Raw genomic sequence first — 21939 nt, forward strand, 5'->3', positions numbered from 1 at the left:
AAGAACGCCAATGGAAACTCTGATAGATGGCAAAGAGATCTGGAAGGAAAAATTTGTAGCCTGAATTTGACCTGACAGACACCCTCTGAAAAATCGGTGACTGTCAGATCAGGTCTGAACTACTACAGATTAGAGCTCAGAAACGATGCAGGCCTTGCGGTCTTTACCGGTGCGCTCCAGATAAGCAGAAAACTCAGCAGGGATACGGCCTGTTGTCGCCCCTTCCCAGTCTACAGAGTTACCTTCAGCGTTTTCATAACGGAACAGGAAGCGCTGGCGAGGCTTCCCTTTGCGGGTGCTGCCTTCACCGACCAGCCCCTGAAGATCATTCAGGGAAAGTCCAAGCTCCTGCATTTGTTTGGAGACGGCTTCGATCGCTTCACGCTTGCGGGCCTGTTCTTCTTCTGCTTCCATCTGGATCATCAGCTTTTCTTCATAGATCGCTTCTACCCGGCTGATCACACGCTGAATATCTTCAGCATGCATATCATGGAAGAGTTTACGAATTTGGACTTTAGATTTAAGAACGCTTAGAGCTTCATCAAAAATATTCATATTTTTTGCAACCATTTATGCAATAAAAGAGCAAATCATAAAAAGTTTATGAAAACAAACGAAGTAATCTAACATTGTCAAAACAATCTGTAAATAGAGTGACTCTGCCTGACTACCTGTTAGCTGGCGAGACAATGATTCCTGTCAACAAGGAATTCTTTCCCTCTTAGCCGTATCCGGCTTCTGAGCAATTAACCCTCAGAAGTACCGCCCCTTTTTTTCAGAAAATCGCATCATTTCCAAAAAACTCATAACGAGTATCTCCCAGTGATTCACCAAGGTTGATTCAAAGCAAGCCTGAGGGTTGACAGAAAACCACGTCCCCCTGACAGCAAGGGATGATAAAACACTATTAAAGATGACAAGATGTGAAAAGCGACTACCCCTGAAATTAACGTTTCTTACAGCCCCATCAGTTGATTGCTTTGAAGGTGTTAATTCTAATTCATATTTTTCAGTCTGCCACTCAATTTACCAGGCTCTTTTTTTTAACCCCTCCTTCTTCGGTCATTACGTATAAAGCATCGCCTAAACGCGACCCTCTTATATAATCATAATTATTAATCTCAACCTACTTATTACCTTGCAATCATTTAGCCATCCATTAAATACAACCCTGCCCCCTTACAGGGCAAAGGCAACCTTTTCAAGACTTGATATCTTCCTCAGGGCTCACACACAAATGAAATAAAAAGGCAGCCATAAATTAAAATGGCTTTTCAGCTTCTGGAAATTCACCCCCTTGTAGCCATAAGCAGAGAATACCCATCGGAATTTGGAAAACACTTACAGAGAGATAAACCGCGGTCTTTTCAAATCCGCGGCTGTCTGGCAGAGATTTTCCAGAACAGCCGCTGTATTAACACCTTCCGCTCAGGAAGCGGCTTTTCTTTTATCCAGTTCTTCGGCACGAAGGTCTTTTCTCAAGACTTTCCCCACCGGCGTCATTGGCAAATCATCGCGGAACTCAATTTGCTTCGGTACCTTGTACGCCGTCAAGTGCAGTCGGCAATACTCCTTCACCTCATCAGGGGTCAGCCCCTTATCTCCTGCAATGATGAATAACTTAACAGCCTCGCCGGTCTTGTCGTCAGGTACTCCAATTACGGCACAGTTCTGCACTTTTTCATGCCTGGCCACCACATTCTCAATCTCATTAGGATAAACATTGAATCCGGACACCAGCACCATATCTTTTACCCGGTCAACAATACGCACATAACCTTCTTCATCAATAATGGCGACGTCCCCGGTTTTCAACCAGCCCTCTTCACAAAGGGTCTCAGCGGTGGCCTCAGGCCTCTTCCAATATCCTTTCATGACCTGGGGGCCTTTCACACAGAGCTCGCCCCGCTCACCCAGTGGCACTTCATTCCCATCATCATCAACCGCTTTCAACGCAGTTCCTGACATGGGCAAACCAACAGTGCCCAGCCGGGCAAAGTCACCAGCAGGGTTCAGAGACACCACTGGCGACGTTTCTGAAAGCCCATACCCCTCAGAAATAGAGCATCCGGTTACCTCTTTCCAGCGATTTGCCACCGCAGCCTGAAGGGCAGTACCACCGGACATGGTCACCGTCAGCTCTGAAAAGTCCAGCTCCCTGAACCCTGGATGGTTCATCAATCCTACAAACAGGGTGTTCAAACCAATGAACACATTCATTTTCCAGGGTTTCAGTGCCTTAACGAAGGTGTCCATATCCCGGGGGTTGGCAATCAGAATACTGTGCCCACCCAGCTCAAAAGTGGACATAAGGTGAACCGTAAACGCATAAATATGGTAAAGCGGTAGAGGCGCAATCACGGTATCACCACTGGCCTTGGTCAAAGGCTGACCATCATCACCCAGCTGAGAGCGGACACTGGAAGTTTGCAGTACATTGCTGATGAGATTCCGGTGAGTCAGCATCGCGCCTTTCGCCACACCCGTGGTACCACCGGTATATTGCAAAACAGCAATGTCGTCAGGCCCTGGAGGAAGTGGTTTGCTGAACCGGGACTGGCCACCCAGTTTCAGAGCCTGATTAAAACTCAGCGCCTGGGGAAGGTGAAATGGGGAAACCATTTTTTTAACGTGTTTTACTGCAAGGTTGACCAGGGTTCTTTTCGGCCAGGGCAGTAAATCCGCAAGCTCTGTGACAATAAGGTGTTTGATGGGAGTATCCTGGATAATCTCTTCCACCAAATGCCCCACCACATTCAGGCACACCAGAGCCTTGGCTCCCGAGTCATTAAACTGATGGTGCATCTCCCTGGCCGTGTACAGAGGGTTGGTATTGACGATCACCAGGCCCGCTTTGATGGCTCCATAAACCACCACCGGGTACTGCAGAAGGTTGGGAAGCTGAATAGCGATGCTGTCGCCTGGTTTGAGACTGGTGTGATTTTGCAGATAAGCCGCAAACCGGGTGCTGAGGCGGTCAATCTCGCTGAAGGTGACTGTTTTCCCCAGACTGGTATAGGCAGGCCTTTCTCCGTAGGCACTGACCGCATACTCAATGACTTCTCCCAGGTGCTTGAATCGGTCAAAATCAATATGGTCTGCTACACCCGGTGCGCGCTTGCCGTTCCAGAAACTGGCTTCCATGAACACCTCTTGTTTATTGTTATATCTTTAGTATTTCCCGGGAATCATACTATCTAATCGCGCTTCCTTGAACCATTATTGTAATCTTATGATATTTTTTGTTTTAATCCACACCTAAACGACAACAACTAAACGACAGCGACTGTAGAACATCTCTGGGCCGATCTTTCCCATCATTATTTTTCCGGCATTAACCGATCAGCCCACGACTGACAACGATTCCACTTTTCCTTGAGCAATGCCTGTTTAGCGCTGCGCGTCATTTTTTTTATGACTGCTTCACGCTTGCTGGCCGAGGAGCGATCATGGCCCTGCTCAAGATAAACCAGCCTGACTGGCCTGCGACCACGAAAAAAGCGGGCACCTCCTGACAATCCACAATGCTGCCGCCAACGTCTTTGAATATCCGTCGTGATTCCTGTATATAGGCTGTTATCACTGGCCAGAATCATATACACCAGCCACTCACCCTTAGCATCTCTCTTCCCTTGTTCTTTCAACATAACCCCTGATAACAGTTTGTAATCAAACCCCACTATGAACATGCCAGATTTTCCAACCATCCGGAGTATATTCCAGACAATAAGTTGCTCGCACTAACACATTTCTCATCCCTTCCGATGCCCCCTCTTCACAGCAGCGGATATGCCAGAAGCAGGCACAGCAAGCCAAGTCTCCCCTCACCCGGTGAGCAGCCAGCTCATACTCAATGGTTTCCACTTCCCAGCGGCTGAACATAATACTGAACCAGCCATGGATTTCATCCCTTCCCTTAAGGCTGCTGCCACAGGCTTCCCAGAAAAGAGAGGCGTCCGCATAGTGCTGCATAATTCCTCTTGCATCACCGTTTTTATAATACTCAGCATGCTTTTTAAAAAATGCGTCCAGATCCAGATGGGCCATGAAAAGTATCCTGCCTATTTAAAGAACTTTAAAAAAATAGACCATTTCAAATCCTTAAGACGAGTTTTCCCATCTCAATAACACCTGGAAGACTTACCAGTGGAACTTCCTGGCTAACAAGCTGTATGCAAACATACCCGCCCCCATGGCGAGCAGAAACCAAACGACAGAGGATAGGTTTGTGACCACCAGAACAACAGCCGGTCCCGGGCATATCCCCGCGACTCCCCAGCCAACACCAAAAACAATGGCGCCACTCACCAGCCTGATATCCACTTTGTTCCTGGAAGGCAGAAAGCACTGCTCAGCGAATAAGGGTTTTCTCCCTTTCATCACCCACTGGGTGATTGGTGTATTCACAACAACAGCCCCCATCATAACCAGAAGCAAAGTCGGGTCCCAATGTCCGGCAATATCAAGAAAGTTCAGTACTTTTTCCGGGTTCATCATGCCAGACACTGCCAGCCCCGCACCCAATAGCAGCCCTGCTGCAAGGGACAAGAGATATCGAAACAGATATTGAAACACAGTCAAACTCCCAATCCATGACGAATAATCAGAACCGTGACACCCGCTGCCCCCATAAAGACCATGACAGCCACCAGGGAACGCACTGAAAACCGGGCAAGGCCACAAACACCATGGCCACTGGTACACCCACTGCCAAGGCGGGTGCCGAAGCCAACCAGAAGCCCTGCAACTGCAAGCTTTAAGGGGCTGCTATCAGAAGGCTGTGGCAGGTCCGCTCCAGCAGGAAAAATCACTAAAGCCCCAATCATCATCCCCACGACAAACACCATTCTCCATGCAAAATCCCGGGAGGCCAGGCCCGCCAGAATTCCGGAAATGCCTGCAACACGTCCATGGCTGAATAACAGAAGAGCCGCAGAAGCTCCGATAAGGGCCCCTCCAAGAAGGCCGGTTACCGGCGTAAAATCCGTCATATCCTATTCTCCAAACAAAATACATTAGACATACCTAATACAATATATGCTATATTAGCAAACACTAATACTCAACCCTGCAAGAGGTTCATCACTATGGCAGTCAATAAAACCGTCTCAGTATCCGCCACCATGGAAAACAGCTTTCAGATTCAGGTCCAGGCGGGTAACCATTCAATACTGATTGATCAGCCAAAAAATGCGGGTGGCCAGGATGCCGGCCCAAATCCACTGGAATACTTTCTGGCGTCCGTCGCCGGCTGCATTGCCAGTATTGCCAGAATCGTTGCCATACAGGAAAAGATCAATCTGCGGGGGATTAAGATAGACGTCGACGGACAGATGAACTCAGCAGGCTTACTGGGAAAAGCCACCGAGGACCGGGTAGGCTTTCAACAGTTTACGGTGAAAGCGGACATTGAGGCGGACATGAACGACGGGGAAAAACAGGCATTCCTGGACCGTGTATGCGCTCGCTGCCCGGTCCACGATAATATTGCCCATACCTCCGTCATTGAACAGAGCATTTGCTGATTACAGCGATACCCGCCCGGCCTCTCTATCCGATAGAAGGCAGGGCTCCGGTCACCACGCCTATCTGGGCAAAAATCACTGCCACCCCGACCAGAACAGCAACCACAAGGGCAGGGAGCCCCCCTGCCACCTGATAGGGCTCTTCCATGTGCATTTTCCGGACTTTCCAAACCAGGGCTACGGGAATAAAGACCGCCAGAATAACCAGAGCAATGGCGGCATAGCCCAGGGCAGTGACAAAACTTCCTGGCATGAACAGAGCCGCCAGTAAAGGGATCAACAAGGTCAGGGTGATGGTTTCCATGCGACCGATCAAACCATTGGAGCGCCCGCAGACTTCAGCCAGATAATCAAAGAGCCCCAGCGCGACCCCAAGAAAAGAGGTGCCAAGGGCAAAGGCAGCAAACCCGCTGATCACATAATCAAAGCTGTCTGACTGGGACAGGTGCCCAATGGCACTCATTAACTGATTCACGCCACCGGCTTTGTGAGCCATCTCAACCACTGAGCCGGAAGAAAGCGCACCAATCACCACCGCCATCCAGAACAGGTAAATCCCAAATGGCAGGATACTTCCCCCCATCAGCGCCTGCCGGAATCGTTCTGGACGACCCTGCACATACTGGACTACCGTGGGAACTGCACAATGGTAACCAAAAGAGGTATAAAGCACTGGAAGAGAAGCCAGCCACAGCATCAGACTGCCCTGGTTGATGGAAATGCTTAAAGCGATATTTTCCACCTTTGTTTCCGGCAATAGAAAAAACAGGATATACAGCAAAAACGCCAGCATAAGGGCAAACATAACCCGGTTAACCACGTCCACCACAGTGGTACCGGTCACCACCAAAGCTGCCACCAGTAAAGCCACGATAATGGCTGAAGCACGAAACGGCAGGTCTATTCCCTCTCTGGATAAAAGGCTGCCCAGAACACTGGCTCCGCCGGATATATAGGCCGCGCACAGGGAATAATAAAGAAACAGCATTGCCGCCACGGCAATCAGCTGCCCAACGGGGCCCATCAACTGCCCCATAACCCCGTGCAGGTTATCCGCCTCAGGGCACGCCCTGCAGGCTTCGGCAATCAGAAGGCCGCCATAGGTTGCCAACCCCCACATCATCAACATCAGCAACACTCCCCACCCAAACCCGGTCAAGGCCGCCACCAGCGGCAGCGCCAGCATCCCGGCGCCAATAGAGGTGCCAGCCACCAGCAGGCTGCTCCCCAGTGTTTGACTCTTCATTCTTGTGTCCACCAGCCGTTGATTGTGAAAGTCACTTTTTAATAATGGACGGGAATAAGCTTTTTGCCATTCACCAGGGGACACAGAGCAACGAATGGGGAGAAATCAAAAGGAGGGTTTAGAGAGAACAGGTCAATATATAGCCGCTACTGGCAAAACTGACTGTGAAGATATTCAATCATACTGCTGACTTTCGGGTTGGCCAGCCGGTAATAAATGGTCTGGGACTCCCGGCGGGTGGCCACCAGCCCATCCCTGCGCAATACCGCCAGATGCTGGGAAAGTGCGGACTGACTGAGGTCAACACGATGGTTCAGCTCCCCCACAGAAGCCTCACCTTCCGCAAGCTGACAAAGAATCAGCAGGCGGTTTTCATTGCTGAGGGCTTTTAATAAGGTGACAGCTTCCCGGGCATTGGCCCGCATTTTGGCCATATCAACAATCATAAGAGGGTAAAAGCCATCCAGTCCATTCCGGTGAAATCATCCCACAGATCATGTCACCGGTTCCACTGCCTTTTCAGACTGAAGGGAAGATCCGGTTTTTAACCGCAGCACTTCTTGAACTTCTTGCCACTTCCGCAAAGGCAGGGATCATTGCGTCCTGGCAGCTTATCCAGAACCGTTGTTGTAGGTGTATTGCGCAAGACTTCCAGGTCAGAAATGTCTTCTGCTTTTTCTTCGTTGACTTCAATGGAGAACGACCAGCCGCCCTCAACAAACGCTTTTTCCAGCTCAGCCTTGCGCTCTTCGGTTTGAACCACCACCGAGGCGGGGTTTTTCTCCGTCCCCAGGCGGGCCAGCTTTTTACCATCAAACACGCGGTGGGATTGCTTGTCATCAATCTGTAGATTGGTCTGAGTATAAAATCTGCCCATAGGATCACCTGTAGAGTCCGTCAAAGACCTCCTTCAGGCCTGTCTTTTCCAAAACAACGCCTCAGGGAGGACTGCAAAACCGATGCATTCTACAGGAACCAGACCCCATACACCATAAAGAGAAATACCCCCTGTTAATGGGACGCAAGGGGCAACCGACGGCGATGCCAGCAGATAAAGGCAACGACGGGAAGGTTCATTAATATGCCATAAAGCAGAGGGGTCAGAGCGTACTCCGGCCGGTTCATCAGGGCAGTGGCAACAAAAATAGCCGTTCCGGCATTCTGCATCCCCACTTCCACCATATAGGTCGCCGGCAGTTTCTTGTCAGAAGGCCAGAACCGGCTTCCCAGGTAGCCCAGCAGCATCCCCGCAAGACAAAGCAACAGAGAAGCGGTGGAAGCAACGGACAATAGCTGGTCGAGCACCTGTAAATTCGCAATGATCACAAGCAACACCGTCAGCAATAACCCGGCAAAGGACAGCTTCTCCAGCATCGGCTGCCAGCCGTCCACTCTACTTCCCCCTGCAACACGCCGCATTCCCATTCCCAGAACAACAGGCACCATCGTCACCAGAGCTACCTGCATGAAGGTCTGCATAAAGGGCATGGCCAGCTCAGCCCCGGGAAGCGCCAGGGGCAATAAAAGAGGCAAGGTGACAGGAATGACCATGCTGCTGATGGCGGTCATGGAAATGGAAAGCGCCCCATCACCACCACAGAGAGGGCTGATGGCATTGGAGGTCGCCCCACCCGGTGACAGGGCCAGCAGCCAGATACCAATGGCTACGGATTCCGGCAACGGAAAAACAGCCATCAACCCCACAGCCAGTAATGGCAGCCCCAGCAACTGAAGCACCAGGCCCACAGAAATTTTCAGAGGCTGCCTGAACACCCGATAAAAATCGGCCGGTGTTAACCGGATACCGACACAGAGCATAATCAAGCCAAGGATCACCGGTAAAACCAGGGTCAACAGAACCGTCGACATAGGGCAGCCTCCATTTTCCAGAAAATAAGGTGTTTACAGGAGCGGTTTTATAAAAGACGTATTCCGTCTTGATCAATACGGATCAGTCGCTTCTTATACAGCCCCCCCAGCGCCATTTTAAAGCTCCGTTTACTCACCGAAAACTCCCGCTTCAATATTGCAGGGTCAGTACGGTCATTAAAGGGAAGATAGCCGTCTGCCTCGTTCAGCCGCTCCAGAATTAGGGTACCCAGCTCGTTGATACCTTCTTTATCAAAGCCCGGCTTTCTCAGGCAAAGGTCAATTTTCCCATCCGGCCTGACACGCTTGATAAAACCATCCAGTTTCCTGCCCTTGCGTACCTTTTCATCACCCATACAGCTGGTCAGTTCCTGATGAAAAAGAACGCCCATGTATTGCCCGTCAATAATGGCGGTATAGCCAATATCCGTCTGGTCACAGATCATCAGTGACACCGCCTGACCACTGCGGTATGCGTGGGGCTTACTGGATAAAAACTTGCTGATTTTGGAGGACGCAACAATCCGGTAGGTCTGTTTTTCCTGATACACATAGACCACATAGAACTTCCCGGCTTCCATACGGTCTTTCTGTTCACTGAAGGGCACCAGCAACTCTTTGGGCATATTCCAGTCCAGAAACGCCCCCACCCGGTTCGTGTCCGAGACTCTGAGGCAGGCAAACTGCCCCACCTGGGCCTTTGGCTTCAGGTTGGTGGCAATAGGGACATCTTCAGAGTCCAGATAGACAAACACCTCCAGCTCATCCCCTACCTGGCAATTTGCAGGCACAAAGCGTCTGGGCAGCAGAATATCATCCAGCAACCCCCCATCCAGAAAGGCGCCAAACTCCAGGAGGTTGACCACCTTCAAACGATTCATTCGACCAATTTTTGCCATGACACAACCAGAGAGAGGAATTCAGGGCGCGGAGTATACTGCAGCAGCCCCATACCTCGCCACTGGGCGCATTAAACAATGAACAGGACTCAAATCAATAAAGAAGATCATGCTCAGCGGTACATTAGGGACGTTTTATTCATCAACTCTGGAATCACAACATGCAGACTCCGTTTCTGAACCGTTTTCTTGACTACGTGCAGGTGAATACCCGTTCTGACAGCGCCAGCCAGTCGGTTCCCAGCACTCCCGGACAACTGGATCTGGGCAGAAAACTCCAGCAGGAAATGGAGGCCATGGGACTTGAGGCGGTGGATCTGGACGACAACGGCTACCTGATGGCAAAACTCCCTGCCAACACCGACAAACCTGTGCCTGCAATCGGATTCATCGCCCATATGGATACCGCCCCGGACGCTTCCGGGGAAGGGGTTAAGCCTCAGGTAGTCGAGCAATACGATGGCCAGGATATTATTCTCAATACCGAAAAAGACATCCGGCTTTCCCCGGACAGCTTTCCTTCCCTGAATCAGTACACCGGCAAAACACTAGTCACTACCGATGGCACAACATTGCTGGGCGCTGACAATAAAGCGGGCATCGCCATTATCCTGACCGCCATTGAGCACCTCCAGCAGAACCCGGATATCCTCCATGGCGACATTTGCATCGGCTTTACTCCCGATGAAGAAATTGGCCGTGGAGCTAACCATTTTGATGTGGAAAAGTTTGGTGCCCAGTGGGCCTACACCATTGACGGTGACCGCGAAGGCGGGCTGGAATATGAAAATTTCAATGCCGCCAGTGCCGATATTGTCTTCCAGGGTCGAAATGTCCACCCAGGTACCGCCAAGGACCTGATGATTAATGCCCTGCACCTGGCCCGCCAGTTCGCCAACGAACTGCCCGCCAGTGACGTGCCTGAAAAAACCGAAGGCTACGAAGGATTCTTTCACCTTATGGGAATGGAGGGGCATGTGGATGAAGCCCGCCTGAGTTACATTATCCGTGACTTCGACCGGGAGCATTTCGAACAGCGCAAACAGATGATTGAGGACATTGCCAGGTCAATGAACCATCAGCTCGGGGAAAACCGGGTGACCGTTTCAATCACCAACTCCTACGCCAATATGCATGAAGAGGTGCAAAAAGTTCCCCATATCATTGAAATTGCCAGACAGGCCATGGAAGCCTGCAATGTTAAGCCACTGGTAAAACCCATACGGGGTGGCACTGATGGTGCCCGCCTGTCGTTTATGGGCCTGCCCACCCCCAATATCTTCACTGGCGGCCAGAATTTCCATGGCTGCCATGAATATCTGTGTGTGGAATCGGCGGTTAAATCAGTAGAGACTGTCGTCAATATCTGCCGTCTCACCGCTGAAAGGCATTAATCCACCAAAGCACTTGCCAGCCTTCGGGCTGGCATGCCCGAAGACCGTTACTCCCTGTTTTTTCACAAGAGCCTCTGCCACACCAGAGTCCGGTTATTGGCGGGCATGGCGTGATCTTTAACCAGCTTCAGACGGTTTTCATTGGCCAGTGCGTCTACCGCCTCAAAATTGCGGATCCCCATATGAGGAGCCCTGGCCTTCAGGTGCTGGTCAAACCGGGCATTACTGTCACTGGTAAAACGACCATGGTTATTAAAGGGTCCATAAAGACAGAAAAAACCACCGGAACTGAGGATCCGCCCCACCCCCTCAAACATGGCTACCACCTCAGGCCATGACATAATGTGGGCTGTATTGGCAGAAAACACACCGTCAAACTCAGCCAGAGGCCACTGCCCAGCCCTGACATCCAGAGTCACCGGTAAATGCAGATTATTCAGGCCTGCCTCCGATATCCAGAGACCAATGCCTTCATGGTTTTCAACCCGATCGGAAGTATGCCATTGCAGATGAGGAAGATGGCGGGCAAAAAAAACGCCATGCTGTCCGGTGCCACTGCCTATTTCCAGCACACTGCCCACCCCCTGGAAATAGGGGGTAATCGCCTCAAGAATGGGCTTTTTATTATTCTCACAGGCCTGGGAAAAAGGTTTGTTCATCCGCTTGTCCATCACAGCCACCTCTCAGGGGAACCTTTTCTTGTCCGGAAATGCGGTCCGGAAATGTTGTCCAGAAAACTGAATTACCGGTTGACCCGACTACAGGTGCAGGGTTCATCATAGCCACAGGATGACAGATTGAGACCTGCAATGCTCACCATTACTCAGCTGGCCAGACAATTCAATATATCCAGAACCACTGTCCTTTATTATGAACGGGAGGGTTTGCTGCTACCCGCCAGCCGGTCCGACAACGGTTACCGCTGGTATGGGGAAGCCGAAGCCAGGCGGCTGGAGAATATTCTGGCGTTCAGGGCTTTCGGAATACCGGTTTCACAGCTGAAAAACCTGCTTGATCACCAGGAGGATCACGCTGTGGAAGGTGCCCTGCACCGCCAGTTTCAAAGCCTTGAACAGCAAATCATGGAATTGCGCAGACAGCAGGCTGCCATCATGTCATTACTTGGAACCCCTGAACTATTGGAGAACGACATGCTGACAAAAGAACGCTGGGTAGACATCATGAGAGCTTCCGGCATGAGTGACGAAGACATGACCAACTGGCACCGGCAGTTTGAAAAAATGGAGCCCCAGGCCCACCAGGAATTTTTAGAGTCCCTGAATATCTCCCCGGAAGAAATCCAGAAAATCCGGGAATATTCCAGAAACTGAAAGAAGACGGTCACCTGCTGGTGTAAAATGGCTTTCAGAATCGAATAAGGACGACAGAATGCATATCTGGGTTGATGCCGATGCCTGCCCTAACGTCATCAAGGAAATACTGTTCCGGGCCTCACAAAGGACCGGCACGCCCTTGACCCTGGTGGCAAATCAGTACCTTCAGACACCCCCTTCGCCACTGATTAAAGCCATTCAGGTACCGGCAGGGTTCGATGTGGCCGATCACCATATTGCCAACCACGTACAAGCAGGTGACCTGGTCATTACTGCCGACATTCCACTGGCGGCGGATGTGATCAAAAAAGGGGCCCGGGCACTGAACCCGAGAGGAGAACTCTACACAGAGGATAATATCCGACAGCGACTGGCCATGCGCAACTTTATGGATGAACTTCGCAGTAGTGGCGTTAACACCGGTGGTCCTGCAGCATTAAACCAGCAGGACCGCCAGGCCTTTGCCAACCAGCTTGACCGGCTTCTGGCCCAGTCAGGCTGATCGCGGCTATTTCATCGGAGCAGACCTCAGTTCCACAAAGGGCTTCATGGTGGTGGTATACAATAACCGGCCATGAAGCATCACCTGCACTGCCACTTCGTAATCCCGGTTGGGATCCACCCGCTGGGGAGCATAGTGCACGGTATAATCAACCGCTGTGGCGGCATTGCTGCCCAGGCGGATACGTTCTATACCCATTAAGCCTGCCGGGTCATCAGGCTTGCTACTGTCCACAAGCCTGACGATGACTTCTGATCCCGCTGCAAACTGCCCTCTTGAGGGAGCCACCTGTCCACTGATGCTGGCAGACTCCAGGGCATATTTAAGAGCCGGAGCCCCTGTGCTGTTTTTCAACACCAGGCTTGAGCCCTCAATTTTCAAACTGTCCAGCTCTGGAAAAGCCCCCAGGTACTCAGACTCCTGTCCCATCAACGGAGGAGGACAGGCCATTCGGGTAGCGCCCATGGGTGTGAAGCTGATTTTATTATCTTCAACCTGGTAGCCCCCAAAGTAGCCATTGCATTGAGCCCGGCCATTAACCCGCCCCTGTTGTGGTGTTGTAGGACTGAACTCCAGGGTTACCCTGGCATCCGTCACGGGCTCTCCATTCATGGACACAAGCACCCAGGATTTATTCTCTACCTGTGCAGGATCAACCATCTTGAGCTTCCCGGTTGAACTGCAGCCATAAAGCACGGCTCCAGCAACCATTATCAAAAAAAAGCGAATAAGCCTTGTCATGTCAGATACTCCAGTTACTCCGGGAAAAGCCCTCAGGCAGATGAACTCTTTACCCAATCAGAAATCGACTTTAAGAGAATAGTCTATGGCGGACACCTGTCAGGGCTGCAGCAAAAAAGCCCTCACCTACAGTAGAAAAGGCTATACCACGGTGAAGTACAGCCAATGATCGCCCACTTACATAGCAACTGTCGCTTATATCCGGAAAAGCATACCGGCCCTTCCTCCATGGCAGGAGCATCTTTACACTCAGCTTAACCCCAGCCTAAGCAACCCCGTCTAAAGGGCGCTCTGTAAAATAAAAAACCCAACCTGGGCTTACTGCTATTGTGCAGAGACCATCAATATTCAGTATTATCAGTGACCTCAACACCGAAGATTACAGAAAGTAACTGAACCTTATGGCTTCCAAAATACCGGCAGGCAACCCGATGATGCCCAGAAGTTACAGCCTGGCCGAAGAAATTGCCAACAGCATCACCCATGGCCTGGGAGCACTGCTGAGCGTTGCTGGTCTAACCCTTCTGGTGACCTTTGCTACGTTTCAGGCCGATGTCTGGAGGATTGTCAGCTTCAGCATCTATGGCGCCTCAATGATCATACTGTTTTTATCATCAACGCTTTATCACAGTTTTCAGCACCCTGGTACCAAGAGGATATTCAAGCTACTGGACCATTGCTCCATATACCTGTTGATTGCGGGCACCTACACCCCTTTTCTGCTGGTCAGCATGCGTGGTACCACCGGGTGGGTTCTCTTTGCCGTAATCTGGACACTGGCAGTGGCGGGCGTTATCTTCAAGCTGGTATTAGGCCCCCAATACAGGAAACTGTCCGTATTCACCTATGTCCTGATGGGCTGGCTGGTGCTGTTTGCCTCCAGAGAACTGGCAGCAAACGTGACTTCCGGTGGCATCGCCTGGCTGGTGGCCGGAGGGGTTTTATACACCTCCGGCGTGGTTTTTTATCTATGGAAAGCGCTGCCTTTCAATCATGCCATCTGGCACCTCTTCGTGCTGGGTGGCAGCGCCTGCCATTTCTTTGCGGTCTTGCTGTATGTCCTGCCCGATGTCTGAATCAGGGGAGTAACGCGGCTGCCGTCTCCCGGTAAAGATCATTCACCACCGTTGCCGGTGGCTCGGTATTTCCCTGACGCACAATCACCATATTGTCCAAAGGGCTGACAATAATAAACTGCCCTTTGTTACCAGCCGCCAGGTAGAGGTCTTCCGGCGCATCCGGATAGCGGGCGGTAAACTGTGGCAAGCCACTGATACAACGCACATCTGTGTCAACGGCCGGATTATTCCACTGTTCGCCGTCAACGGTATTGAGCCACCATAAGTAGCCATAGGCATGGTTCAGCGGATTGACCCCAGGTGACAGCATATTGCTGATAAAAGCCTCCGACACCACCTGCTGATTCTTCCAGCGCCCCTGGTTCAGTACCAGATAACCAATGCGAGCCAGATCTCTTGCCGATGAACGGGTCCCGGCAGCCATGACCATCTGTCCCTGGCGATCCGTCCCCAGGGTCGTGGAGGTCATTTCCAGGGGCGTTAACAGATTTTCCCGGGCAAAACTGACCGTAGCCATCCCTGCCGCCTGGCTGATCACGCGATCCAGCGTTTGTATGGCCATATTGTTATACCCCCAAACCGTACCCGGGGCGTGCTGCTGCTTTTTTCTGGCGGACCAGACCGTTGGCAGCTCAATTGCATACTGGGTCAAGTCTGACCTGGATGGGTACTGCCCCCCAGTCACCAGGTACGACAGAGGAACGGTATCTGAGCGGCAATCGGCATAACGGCCAGAGGTATTGCGCAGCAACTGTTCAATTACCACCGGCTCACTGGCTGTGCCCCGCCATTCGCCAATGGCATCAGAGGCTCTGTCGCTGGTAGCAATCAGCCCCTGGTCCGCAGCGATACCGGCAATTAAAGCCGTGATGGATTTAGTTACTGACCACACCTGACGCTGGGTATACTGATCACCCCCATCCCAATATTCCTCCAGTACAAGATAGCCATCTTTAATAATCAGCAGGCTGTCTGACTGAATGGACTGGGCATAACCTTTGAGGTTTTCAAGTCCCGCGGGATCAAAACCATGCAGCTCCGGGTCATCACTTAACCAGAAGGGATCTGGATAAATAACGGCCTGAGCAGCCAGAGGTTTTGCCAGAAAAACAATCGATAACAAGCTGATTGCAAAAGTCATTAAATGAGCGAATGTATGTCTCATGCATTTCCCTTAAAGTCAATGCAGAGGGAATGAACACCATTGTCCAGAAGCGCAGGATTCAGAGCGAAATCACATTCATCAGCGATGCTTTTTAAATACAGCAATAAAATACAACAGCAACTCACTGGCTTATTCGCGCCAGCCAACAGCCTCAGTATTCAGGCAGAGCCCTCTGCATTTGCTGGCAGAAGCCAGCACTATTGTTATTTTTATTGTTTGAGCTCAGTGTATGAGTTCACTGTTGCAGACATTGGAAAACAGGACAGCTGTCTTTCAGCTTAACCCGAGGGCATAACATCAGCACAACTAATTAAGTAAGAAAGAAACAAAACAACCAACAAACCGCAAAAATATATTAAAACGTTGTTACAGGAAGGTCAAAAGATGATGAAAGTGGGAAATACTCTCACGACATCATAAAAATGATCAAATAGGCGAAAACTGCATTATTTATCAGAAGAAATAGAAAAGCAGGTGCTTAATAAGCATAAAAAAACAAACAGAGACTCGAGTCTAATTATACGGGATTAGAAAAAACGTCATCGAATAAACGTTTTTTTCCATCCCATATATCCATCATTCAGAAAGAGCCAGAAACCGGCTCGGCCAGCGTACTTACCCTCCCTGGCAAGTACACAGCCATTTAACCGTGATTAGCGGTTACCGTTATTATCCCTGCGGGGCCTGCGATCCCCACCACCCCGGCGATCATCACGGCGACCGCGGCCACCGTCACGGCGACCGCCATCACGACGGCCTCTGCGCTCAGCAGGAAAACCATCATCCGCCCAGATTTTCAACCCCATGGGCTTGTTACGGATGCGGGCATCCTTCAGGGCATCCAGTACCGCCTTATCCAGGCCTTCTGGCAGATAAACAGAAGAGCAGCGGTCAAACAGACGAATATGGCCAATGCTCTGGCCGGAAATCTTTCCTTCGTTGGCAATGGCACCCACCAGATCACCAGGAGTTACTCCCTGATCCCGGCCCAGATCCACTCGGTAGCGAACCATTCCCTCATTGCTTCGCTCACGGCGCTCGCCACGTTCACGGCGCTCTCCTCGCTCACCACGGTCACGCCTTTCGCGCTGAGGACGCTCCGGCTCTTTGCCGTCGGGGAAAGGGCGCTCTTTCTGAGCCATAAAGCAAAGGGCGGCCGCCATGTCTTCATGGCTCAGGGCATTTTCCTGCTCCAGTTCCGCAATAATTTCACGGAATACATCCAGCTCTTCACCCATTTCCAGAGTTTTGACCACATCTTCCTTGAACTGGCGAATACGAATATCACGCACATCGCTCATGGAAGGCAGCCGCATGGTATCAATACGCTGTCGTGTGGCACTTTCGATGGCCCGCAGCATACGGCGTTCCCGGTGCGTCGCAAACAGGATCGCGGTTCCCTGACGCCCGGCGCGCCCGGTGCGGCCAATGCGGTGAACATAAGCTTCCGTGTCATAGGGGATGTCGTAGTTGACCACATGGCTCATTCGCTCGACATCAAGCCCCCTGGCTGCCACATCCGTGGCAATCAGGATATCCAGAGATTTTTTCTTAAGCCGGTCCACAACCTTTTCACGCAGTGCCTGGCTCATATCGCCGTTCAGCGCTGCCGCCGCAAAACCTCTGGCCTCCAGCTTCTCAGCCAGTTCAACCGTCGCCGTCTTGGTGCGGACGAAGATGATCATGGCATCAAAAGGTTCCACTTCAAGGATACGCGTCAATGCGTCCAGCTTATGGAAACCACTGACCATGCAGACTTTCTGGGTGATGGTGTCCACTGTGGCCGTTTTTGCCTTGATCTCAACGGTGGCTGGGTTGGTCAAGTGAGTATCCGCAATTTTGCGAATCTGATAAGGCATGGTGGCCGAGAACAGAGCCACCTGACGTTCGTCAGGGGTTTGTTCCATAATCCATTCAATGTCATCCACAAACCCCATGCGAAGCATTTCATCCGCTTCATCCAGCACCACGGTTTTGAGGTTTTCCAGCTTCAGGCTTCCACGGCGCAGATGATCCATAACCCGGCCCGGCGTACCCACGATCACGTGAGCGCCCCGCTGAAGGCTGCGGAGCTGGCCACGCATATCCTGACCACCGTAGACCGGCAGAACATGAAATCCGCGCATATGACGGGCATAACGTTGAAACGCTTCCGCCACCTGAATGGCCAGCTCACGGGTGGGTGTGAGAACCAGCACCTGGGGATCCCGCTGCTGCATATCAATACGAGAAAGCAGTGGCAGGGCAAAGGCTGCGGTTTTACCGGTTCCGGTCTGGGCCAGCCCCAGCAGATCGCGCCCCTCCAGCAGATGCGGAATGCTCTGGGCCTGGATCGGGGAAGGGCTTTCGTAGCCAACATCCTGGACCGCCTGGATGACCGGTTCAGACAGGGGAAGATCCGCAAAAGAGACTGCGTTTTCTGTATCAGACATTCAATACTCCATTAAATCAATAAATCGGGCTGGCGAGTCTTGGAGCAGTCAGAAATGGAACGGCGATGCAGAATCCCGAAGACAGTCGGTACTCTTGCAGGCCATGGACTTCCCGTTGCTGCTATCCGTTTATTCCTGTCCATTGATGGCATCATTAATGGCGGCATCAATTAAAGTGGCGACAGGAGGCATTTCACCGGATCGCCTGGAGGCTGTTTGTGAACAGACTCCGTGAGTCCATGACTGCGTTTGAAAAGGCTTGATCAACAAGCTTGGCCTGCACTCAAAAGAGGAAAACAAGGTCAGATAGTCCCCGCCATTGGTACAGACGGGTCCGCTCTTTCTTGTCACTGGGCCCCAACGGGGCAAATGCAGGAAACGAAGTGCCAGGACTTCCCAGTAGTCCCATGCCTGCGTCAGCAAAACACGGCATGGGTGCGTAAAAAGGCGGGCCATTCTAGCGTGTTTTTTAGGCAGGGGATACTGTATTTACCGTGACATACAAACCCAAGCCTCAAGCAGGCTTTCTACGGATCAGGGAAGCCTGCGCCCTCTAGAACTAACGTACAGCTGATACCAACGCTCCCGGCTTAACTGCACTCCCATTGCCTGTGCACAGGCCCGGATCCGTTCTGGACGAGTCGTCCCTATCACCGGTTGAATACCCGCAGGGTGGCGCATTAGCCAGGCCAGTACCACCGCTTCCCGGGCAACTTCCAGTTCTTCAGCAATTCTGGCCACCCACCGGGCCGTGGCAAAAACAGACTCCGGCTGATCAGAGATATCCTTTCCGGTAAAGAGCCCCTGACTCAGGCAGCCCCAGGCCTGAAGCTGAATATTGTGACTTCGGCAGTACTCCAGAGTCCCGGGAGTAAAGCCGGTTGCAGCACCTTCAGGATGATTCACCAGAACCCCCTCCTCCAGCCAGTCCAGCCGGGAAAGGCTCATGTCCAACTGATTCACCACTAAAGGCTGATCAAGACAGGACTGAAGATAGTTAACCTGATGCAGCTGCATGTTGGAAACGCCAAAGTAGCGAACCTTGCCATCGGAACAGAGCTGGTCAAAAGCATCCGCCACTTCCTCCGGCTCCATCAACGGGTCTGGCCGGTGCAAAACCAGAAGGTCCAGATAATCAGTCTGCAGGCGGGAAAGCGTGTTTTCGACACTTTGAATAATCCACTGCCTGGAAAAATCATACCGCCCCGGAATATCCCCCTCGGCAAAACGAATGCCGCATTTGCTCTGCAGAAAAATACGCTCTCTCAGGGACGGGCGCTCTGACAACACCTGGCCAAACACCTGCTCAGCCTTGCCCAGAGTGTATATATCTGCATGGTCAAAAAAATTAATCCCCACCTCCAGGGCGGTATCCAACAACTCATGGGCCTGACGGATATGCTCAGGGCCAACAGGACTGTTATCCCACTCTCCCCCCAACCCCATGCAACCACAGGCGATACGACTGGCATCCGGAAGATAAATATTCAGAGGCATTCGGTTCATAATTCTACAGCCTGTAAAAGGGAAGCGGGACTAACCACTTTGGCTATATTCATTGATGGTCAGACAGTACACAGGAAAGGATTGAATGACAAAAGCAGCAAGATGGCAAGTCAGCCGGGTTCTTACTGTTTACGCAGCCCTGATTTGCTTTTTTATTTCAACGGTACCTGCGGTGAGTTGTGCGGATGGTATAGAGTGGATCAAAAAAGAATTGATTGATTGTGTCATTGACGACAAGGTCAAAGAGATAAAGTCCATATTTTCTGCTGCTGCCAATGAGGTTTATGAGGGTGGGGACGGGGATAGATACGCACCAGTTACAGAACAGCTGATAAGAGGAATGCGGCCTATAGACGCTTCAGGCCGGACGTTGCTTCACCTTGCGATTGAGTTAAAAAGGATAAAGCTCATTGAGTTCATATTGAAAATAAACCCATTAATTAACCCGAAGACCTGGAAAAAACTCAACGAACTCTCTTGTTCACTGGCTAGCCAAGGCTCCACCCAACAACTTATTGTCTTCATGAACATTATGGATAATTCACGCCGCGCTCTAGAGGCAACAGATAGCAATGGTTTAAACCTCCTCCATCTTGCCGCTAAAGCAGGACATGCCGCAACTGTAAGAATTTTACTTGAACACGGCTTCAATATTGAAGCCACCACTCAAGAAGGATATACCGCTCTACATCTTGCCGCAGTTAATGATCACACTGAAACGGTAGACCTTTTATTACAGAACAACGCTGACACTACAGCACAAACAGTCGATGGGCATACAGCTCAAGAACTTGCTCAAATCTCAGAGCTCAGCAGGGTGGCATTATTGCTCCAAAAGAACAGCTCTCAACCCACTCTTCAAGATGGCTTACCTCAACCCGATATCAATCAAAGATACGAGGTACGATTCCCCCCAAGCTTATCAGTAATCAATGAGACGTGCGAAACTCCAACTACCGAGCTTTAGCCGATAAAATCGAATACCCAAAAATCACCAGATAACTGAACACCGAGAGCCAGAAAGCGGCGGTAATCCCTGACCTGTCCGCCATAAAACCACCCAGGAAAGGCAGCACCGCACCTCCGGCAATGGCGGTTGAAATAATGCCTGATGCCTGAGTGGCTACCACTGGAGACAACCCTTTCATAGCCAGGCTGTAGATCACAGGAAACATAACCGAGTTAAACAGCCCGACCAGAGTGATGGCTAACACCGCCAGGATGCCGGAACTGAAGATTCCCGTTAGCACCAGACCTGTAGCGGCCAGTGCACTGACCATTAACACCCTGTCAGCCTGCCAGAACCGGATAACCCAGGGCCCCAGCCCCCGGCCAACCAACAACCCTCCCCAATAAAGCGATACAAACAAAGGCATGGTTGTATCCGGCATATCAGGCTGCTCTTCCCTGAGAAAATCAATAATAAAACTGCCCAGTAAGACCTCAGTCCCCACATAGAAAAAGGCGGCTACAGCCCCCGCCACCGTATGAGCATAGCGCCAGGCGCTGTCCTTCCCTGGATTTTTCTCATGTCGCTCCTGGGATAGAAGATCTGGCAAAGGCAGGCAGGCAGTCATCAGTGCGACACCCAATAGCATCAACCCCAGAAAGAAGTAGGGTTGGAGCAAAGAGCCAGAGATGAGCTGGGAGGGGGACAAGGATGAACTGTCAATGAAAGAGAAGCCGTTGAAGTCCCCGAGAATCACAGAGCCTGCCAGCCAGGGGGCCAGGGTCGTCCCTAATGCAAAACATGCATGCAACGTAACCAGCCTCTGATGAGCTGTATCTGCATCTCCCAATGCCGCCCCAAAGGGGTTGGCAACCACCTGCATCAAGCTGACTCCGGAGGCCACAATAAACAGAACCAGCAAAAAAGCAACATAATGATCCATCCACCATGCGGCCAGAAATAGCAAGCACCCGAGAGCACTGATCAGATAGCCTGCGACCATACCCCGTTGGTAAGAGGACTTTCTCACCATCAGTCCAAACGGGTAACCCGTGATGAGATAGGCAGTAAACCAGACCACCTGGATGGAGAGCGCCTGGAGATAGTTAAGGTTGAAAGCACCTTTAAGGTGGGGAATCAGAATATCATTCAGGGAAGTCAGAACGCCCATCATGACAAATACACAGGCCACAGACACCAGTGCAACCCGATAAGTACGTGTAGTGGTAAAGAGGGGCTTCATGACAGTCTCCAGATAACCGGTCATTCTTTGACCTTTCATCTTAGAAACTCATTCA

At 51.2% G+C, this 21939-nt stretch carries 23 protein-coding genes; 6 read left to right on the forward strand and 17 right to left on the reverse strand.

The features are described from left to right. Positions 1–129: 129 nt before the first annotated feature. The 6 genes from ACNRUY_RS15195 to ACNRUY_RS15220 all read right to left on the reverse strand — a co-directional run bounded on the left by ACNRUY_RS15195 (position 130) and on the right by ACNRUY_RS15220 (position 4991). Positions 130–555, reverse strand: coding sequence for an H-NS family histone-like protein (locus ACNRUY_RS15195; RefSeq protein WP_488112492.1), 426 nt, complete (start codon positions 553–555; stop codon positions 130–132). An 873-nt stretch (positions 556–1428) separates the two neighbouring features. Beyond that, complete coding sequence (locus tag ACNRUY_RS15200; RefSeq protein ID WP_488112493.1) at positions 1429–3144, reverse strand: AMP-binding protein; 1716 nt, start codon at positions 3142–3144, stop codon at positions 1429–1431. A gap of 176 nt (positions 3145–3320) precedes the next feature. Then, positions 3321–3707, reverse strand: coding sequence for a GIY-YIG nuclease family protein (locus tag ACNRUY_RS15205; RefSeq protein ID WP_488112494.1), 387 nt, complete (start codon positions 3705–3707; stop codon positions 3321–3323). After that, positions 3670–4047, reverse strand: coding sequence for a YybH family protein (locus ACNRUY_RS15210; RefSeq protein WP_488112495.1), 378 nt, complete (start codon positions 4045–4047; stop codon positions 3670–3672). Before ACNRUY_RS15210 ends, ACNRUY_RS15205 begins: the two co-directional genes overlap by 38 nt. A gap of 93 nt (positions 4048–4140) precedes the next feature. Next, positions 4141–4575, reverse strand: a complete 435-nt coding sequence (locus ACNRUY_RS15215) for a DUF6691 family protein (protein ID WP_488112529.1) — start codon at positions 4573–4575, stop codon at positions 4141–4143. A gap of 2 nt (positions 4576–4577) precedes the next feature. Further along, entirely contained in the window at positions 4578–4991 is a 414-nt protein-coding gene (locus ACNRUY_RS15220; RefSeq protein ID WP_488112496.1) for a YeeE/YedE family protein, read from the reverse strand. 96 nt (positions 4992–5087) lie between these two features. Here ACNRUY_RS15220 and ACNRUY_RS15225 point away from each other — a divergent pair, with 96 nt between their 5' ends. Further along, complete coding sequence (locus ACNRUY_RS15225) at positions 5088–5525, forward strand: OsmC family protein (protein WP_488112497.1); 438 nt, start codon at positions 5088–5090, stop codon at positions 5523–5525. 25 nt (positions 5526–5550) lie between these two features. Here the strand turns inward: ACNRUY_RS15225 and ACNRUY_RS15230 are convergent, their stop codons facing one another. The 5 genes from ACNRUY_RS15230 to ACNRUY_RS15250 form a co-directional block, all read right to left on the reverse strand. Continuing rightward, positions 5551–6771, reverse strand: coding sequence for an aromatic amino acid transport family protein (locus tag ACNRUY_RS15230; protein ID WP_488112498.1), 1221 nt, complete (start codon positions 6769–6771; stop codon positions 5551–5553). A 146-nt stretch (positions 6772–6917) separates the two neighbouring features. Next, positions 6918–7217, reverse strand: a complete 300-nt coding sequence (locus ACNRUY_RS15235; RefSeq protein ID WP_488112499.1) for an ArsR/SmtB family transcription factor — start codon at positions 7215–7217, stop codon at positions 6918–6920. Positions 7218–7315: 98 nt separating this feature from the next. Beyond that, a complete protein-coding gene (locus tag ACNRUY_RS15240) occupies positions 7316–7648 on the reverse strand; it encodes a PBPRA1643 family SWIM/SEC-C metal-binding motif protein (protein ID WP_488112500.1) in 333 nt (110 codons plus the stop codon). A gap of 134 nt (positions 7649–7782) precedes the next feature. Beyond that, on the reverse strand, positions 7783–8640 hold the full coding sequence (locus ACNRUY_RS15245; protein ID WP_488112501.1) for a bile acid:sodium symporter family protein: 858 nt from the start codon (positions 8638–8640) through the stop codon (positions 7783–7785). A 47-nt stretch (positions 8641–8687) separates the two neighbouring features. Next, entirely contained in the window at positions 8688–9539 is an 852-nt protein-coding gene (locus ACNRUY_RS15250) for a CvfB family protein (RefSeq protein ID WP_488112502.1), read from the reverse strand. Positions 9540–9700: 161 nt separating this feature from the next. On the opposite strand from ACNRUY_RS15250, the gene pepT reads away from it, so the two are divergent. Then, entirely contained in the window at positions 9701–10933 is a 1233-nt protein-coding gene (pepT, locus tag ACNRUY_RS15255; protein WP_488112503.1) for a peptidase T, read from the forward strand. 62 nt (positions 10934–10995) lie between these two features. Here the strand turns inward: pepT and ACNRUY_RS15260 are convergent, their stop codons facing one another. After that, positions 10996–11604: a DUF938 domain-containing protein gene (locus ACNRUY_RS15260; protein ID WP_488112504.1), complete on the reverse strand. Its 609-nt coding sequence runs from the start codon at positions 11602–11604 to the stop codon at positions 10996–10998. A 126-nt stretch (positions 11605–11730) separates the two neighbouring features. Between ACNRUY_RS15260 and ACNRUY_RS15265 the strand changes: the two genes are divergently transcribed. Together ACNRUY_RS15265 and ACNRUY_RS15270 are read left to right on the forward strand one after the other, a co-directional pair. After that, positions 11731–12264: a MerR family transcriptional regulator gene (locus ACNRUY_RS15265; RefSeq protein WP_488112505.1), complete on the forward strand. Its 534-nt coding sequence runs from the start codon at positions 11731–11733 to the stop codon at positions 12262–12264. 58 nt (positions 12265–12322) lie between these two features. Beyond that, a complete protein-coding gene (locus ACNRUY_RS15270) occupies positions 12323–12769 on the forward strand; it encodes a YaiI/YqxD family protein (RefSeq protein ID WP_488112506.1) in 447 nt (148 codons plus the stop codon). Between the two features lie 6 nt (positions 12770–12775). Here ACNRUY_RS15270 and ACNRUY_RS15275 read toward each other — a convergent pair whose 3' ends face one another. After that, positions 12776–13510, reverse strand: coding sequence for an META domain-containing protein (locus ACNRUY_RS15275; protein WP_488112507.1), 735 nt, complete (start codon positions 13508–13510; stop codon positions 12776–12778). Between the two features lie 401 nt (positions 13511–13911). Between ACNRUY_RS15275 and trhA the strand changes: the two genes are divergently transcribed. After that, on the forward strand, positions 13912–14586 hold the full coding sequence (gene trhA / locus ACNRUY_RS15280) for a PAQR family membrane homeostasis protein TrhA (RefSeq protein ID WP_488112508.1): 675 nt from the start codon (positions 13912–13914) through the stop codon (positions 14584–14586). 1 nt (position 14587) lies between these two features. Here the strand turns inward: trhA and ACNRUY_RS15285 are convergent, their stop codons facing one another. From ACNRUY_RS15285 to ACNRUY_RS15295, 3 genes are all read right to left on the reverse strand, one after another. After that, a complete protein-coding gene (locus ACNRUY_RS15285; protein WP_488112509.1) occupies positions 14588–15754 on the reverse strand; it encodes a serine hydrolase domain-containing protein in 1167 nt (388 codons plus the stop codon). A 653-nt stretch (positions 15755–16407) separates the two neighbouring features. Continuing rightward, the gene (locus tag ACNRUY_RS15290; RefSeq protein WP_488112510.1) at positions 16408–18186 is read right to left on the reverse strand and encodes a DEAD/DEAH box helicase; all 1779 of its coding nucleotides are present in this window, start codon (positions 18184–18186) and stop codon (positions 16408–16410) included. A 534-nt stretch (positions 18187–18720) separates the two neighbouring features. Then, a complete protein-coding gene (locus ACNRUY_RS15295) occupies positions 18721–19692 on the reverse strand; it encodes an aldo/keto reductase (protein ID WP_488112511.1) in 972 nt (323 codons plus the stop codon). 85 nt (positions 19693–19777) lie between these two features. On the opposite strand from ACNRUY_RS15295, the gene ACNRUY_RS15300 reads away from it, so the two are divergent. Further along, a complete protein-coding gene (locus ACNRUY_RS15300; protein WP_488112512.1) occupies positions 19778–20659 on the forward strand; it encodes an ankyrin repeat domain-containing protein in 882 nt (293 codons plus the stop codon). Here the strand turns inward: ACNRUY_RS15300 and gluP are convergent. Further along, entirely contained in the window at positions 20646–21923 is a 1278-nt protein-coding gene (gluP, locus tag ACNRUY_RS15305; RefSeq protein ID WP_488112513.1) for a glucose/galactose MFS transporter, read from the reverse strand. The genes ACNRUY_RS15300 and gluP overlap by 14 nt on opposite strands. Positions 21924–21939 lie beyond the last annotated feature (16 nt).

This window comes from Endozoicomonas sp. Z74 (assembly GCF_057680865.1).

Coding starts and splice junctions, on each gene's coding strand:
- ACNRUY_RS15290 (WP_488112510.1), bottom strand. CDS start 18,186: ATGTCTGATACAGAAAACGCAGTCTCTTTTGCGGATCTTCCCCTGTCT.
- gluP (WP_488112513.1), bottom strand. CDS start 21,923: ATGAAAGGTCAAAGAATGACCGGTTATCTGGAGACTGTCATGAAGCCC.
- ACNRUY_RS15205 (WP_488112494.1), bottom strand. CDS start 3,707: ATGGTTGGAAAATCTGGCATGTTCATAGTGGGGTTTGATTACAAACTG.
- ACNRUY_RS15285 (WP_488112509.1), bottom strand. CDS start 15,754: ATGAGACATACATTCGCTCATTTAATGACTTTTGCAATCAGCTTGTTA.
- ACNRUY_RS15295 (WP_488112511.1), bottom strand. CDS start 19,692: ATGAACCGAATGCCTCTGAATATTTATCTTCCGGATGCCAGTCGTATC.
- ACNRUY_RS15235 (WP_488112499.1), bottom strand. CDS start 7,217: ATGATTGTTGATATGGCCAAAATGCGGGCCAATGCCCGGGAAGCTGTC.
- ACNRUY_RS15225 (WP_488112497.1), top strand. CDS start 5,088: ATGGCAGTCAATAAAACCGTCTCAGTATCCGCCACCATGGAAAACAGC.
- ACNRUY_RS15275 (WP_488112507.1), bottom strand. CDS start 13,510: ATGACAAGGCTTATTCGCTTTTTTTTGATAATGGTTGCTGGAGCCGTG.
- ACNRUY_RS15260 (WP_488112504.1), bottom strand. CDS start 11,604: ATGGACAAGCGGATGAACAAACCTTTTTCCCAGGCCTGTGAGAATAAT.
- pepT (WP_488112503.1), top strand. CDS start 9,701: ATGCAGACTCCGTTTCTGAACCGTTTTCTTGACTACGTGCAGGTGAAT.
- ACNRUY_RS15245 (WP_488112501.1), bottom strand. CDS start 8,640: ATGTCGACGGTTCTGTTGACCCTGGTTTTACCGGTGATCCTTGGCTTG.
- ACNRUY_RS15300 (WP_488112512.1), top strand. CDS start 19,778: ATGACAAAAGCAGCAAGATGGCAAGTCAGCCGGGTTCTTACTGTTTAC.
- trhA (WP_488112508.1), top strand. CDS start 13,912: ATGGCTTCCAAAATACCGGCAGGCAACCCGATGATGCCCAGAAGTTAC.
- ACNRUY_RS15200 (WP_488112493.1), bottom strand. CDS start 3,144: ATGGAAGCCAGTTTCTGGAACGGCAAGCGCGCACCGGGTGTAGCAGAC.
- ACNRUY_RS15220 (WP_488112496.1), bottom strand. CDS start 4,991: ATGACGGATTTTACGCCGGTAACCGGCCTTCTTGGAGGGGCCCTTATC.
- ACNRUY_RS15240 (WP_488112500.1), bottom strand. CDS start 7,648: ATGGGCAGATTTTATACTCAGACCAATCTACAGATTGATGACAAGCAA.
- ACNRUY_RS15250 (WP_488112502.1), bottom strand. CDS start 9,539: ATGGCAAAAATTGGTCGAATGAATCGTTTGAAGGTGGTCAACCTCCTG.
- ACNRUY_RS15270 (WP_488112506.1), top strand. CDS start 12,323: ATGCATATCTGGGTTGATGCCGATGCCTGCCCTAACGTCATCAAGGAA.
- ACNRUY_RS15210 (WP_488112495.1), bottom strand. CDS start 4,047: ATGGCCCATCTGGATCTGGACGCATTTTTTAAAAAGCATGCTGAGTAT.
- ACNRUY_RS15195 (WP_488112492.1), bottom strand. CDS start 555: ATGAATATTTTTGATGAAGCTCTAAGCGTTCTTAAATCTAAAGTCCAA.
- ACNRUY_RS15230 (WP_488112498.1), bottom strand. CDS start 6,771: ATGAAGAGTCAAACACTGGGGAGCAGCCTGCTGGTGGCTGGCACCTCT.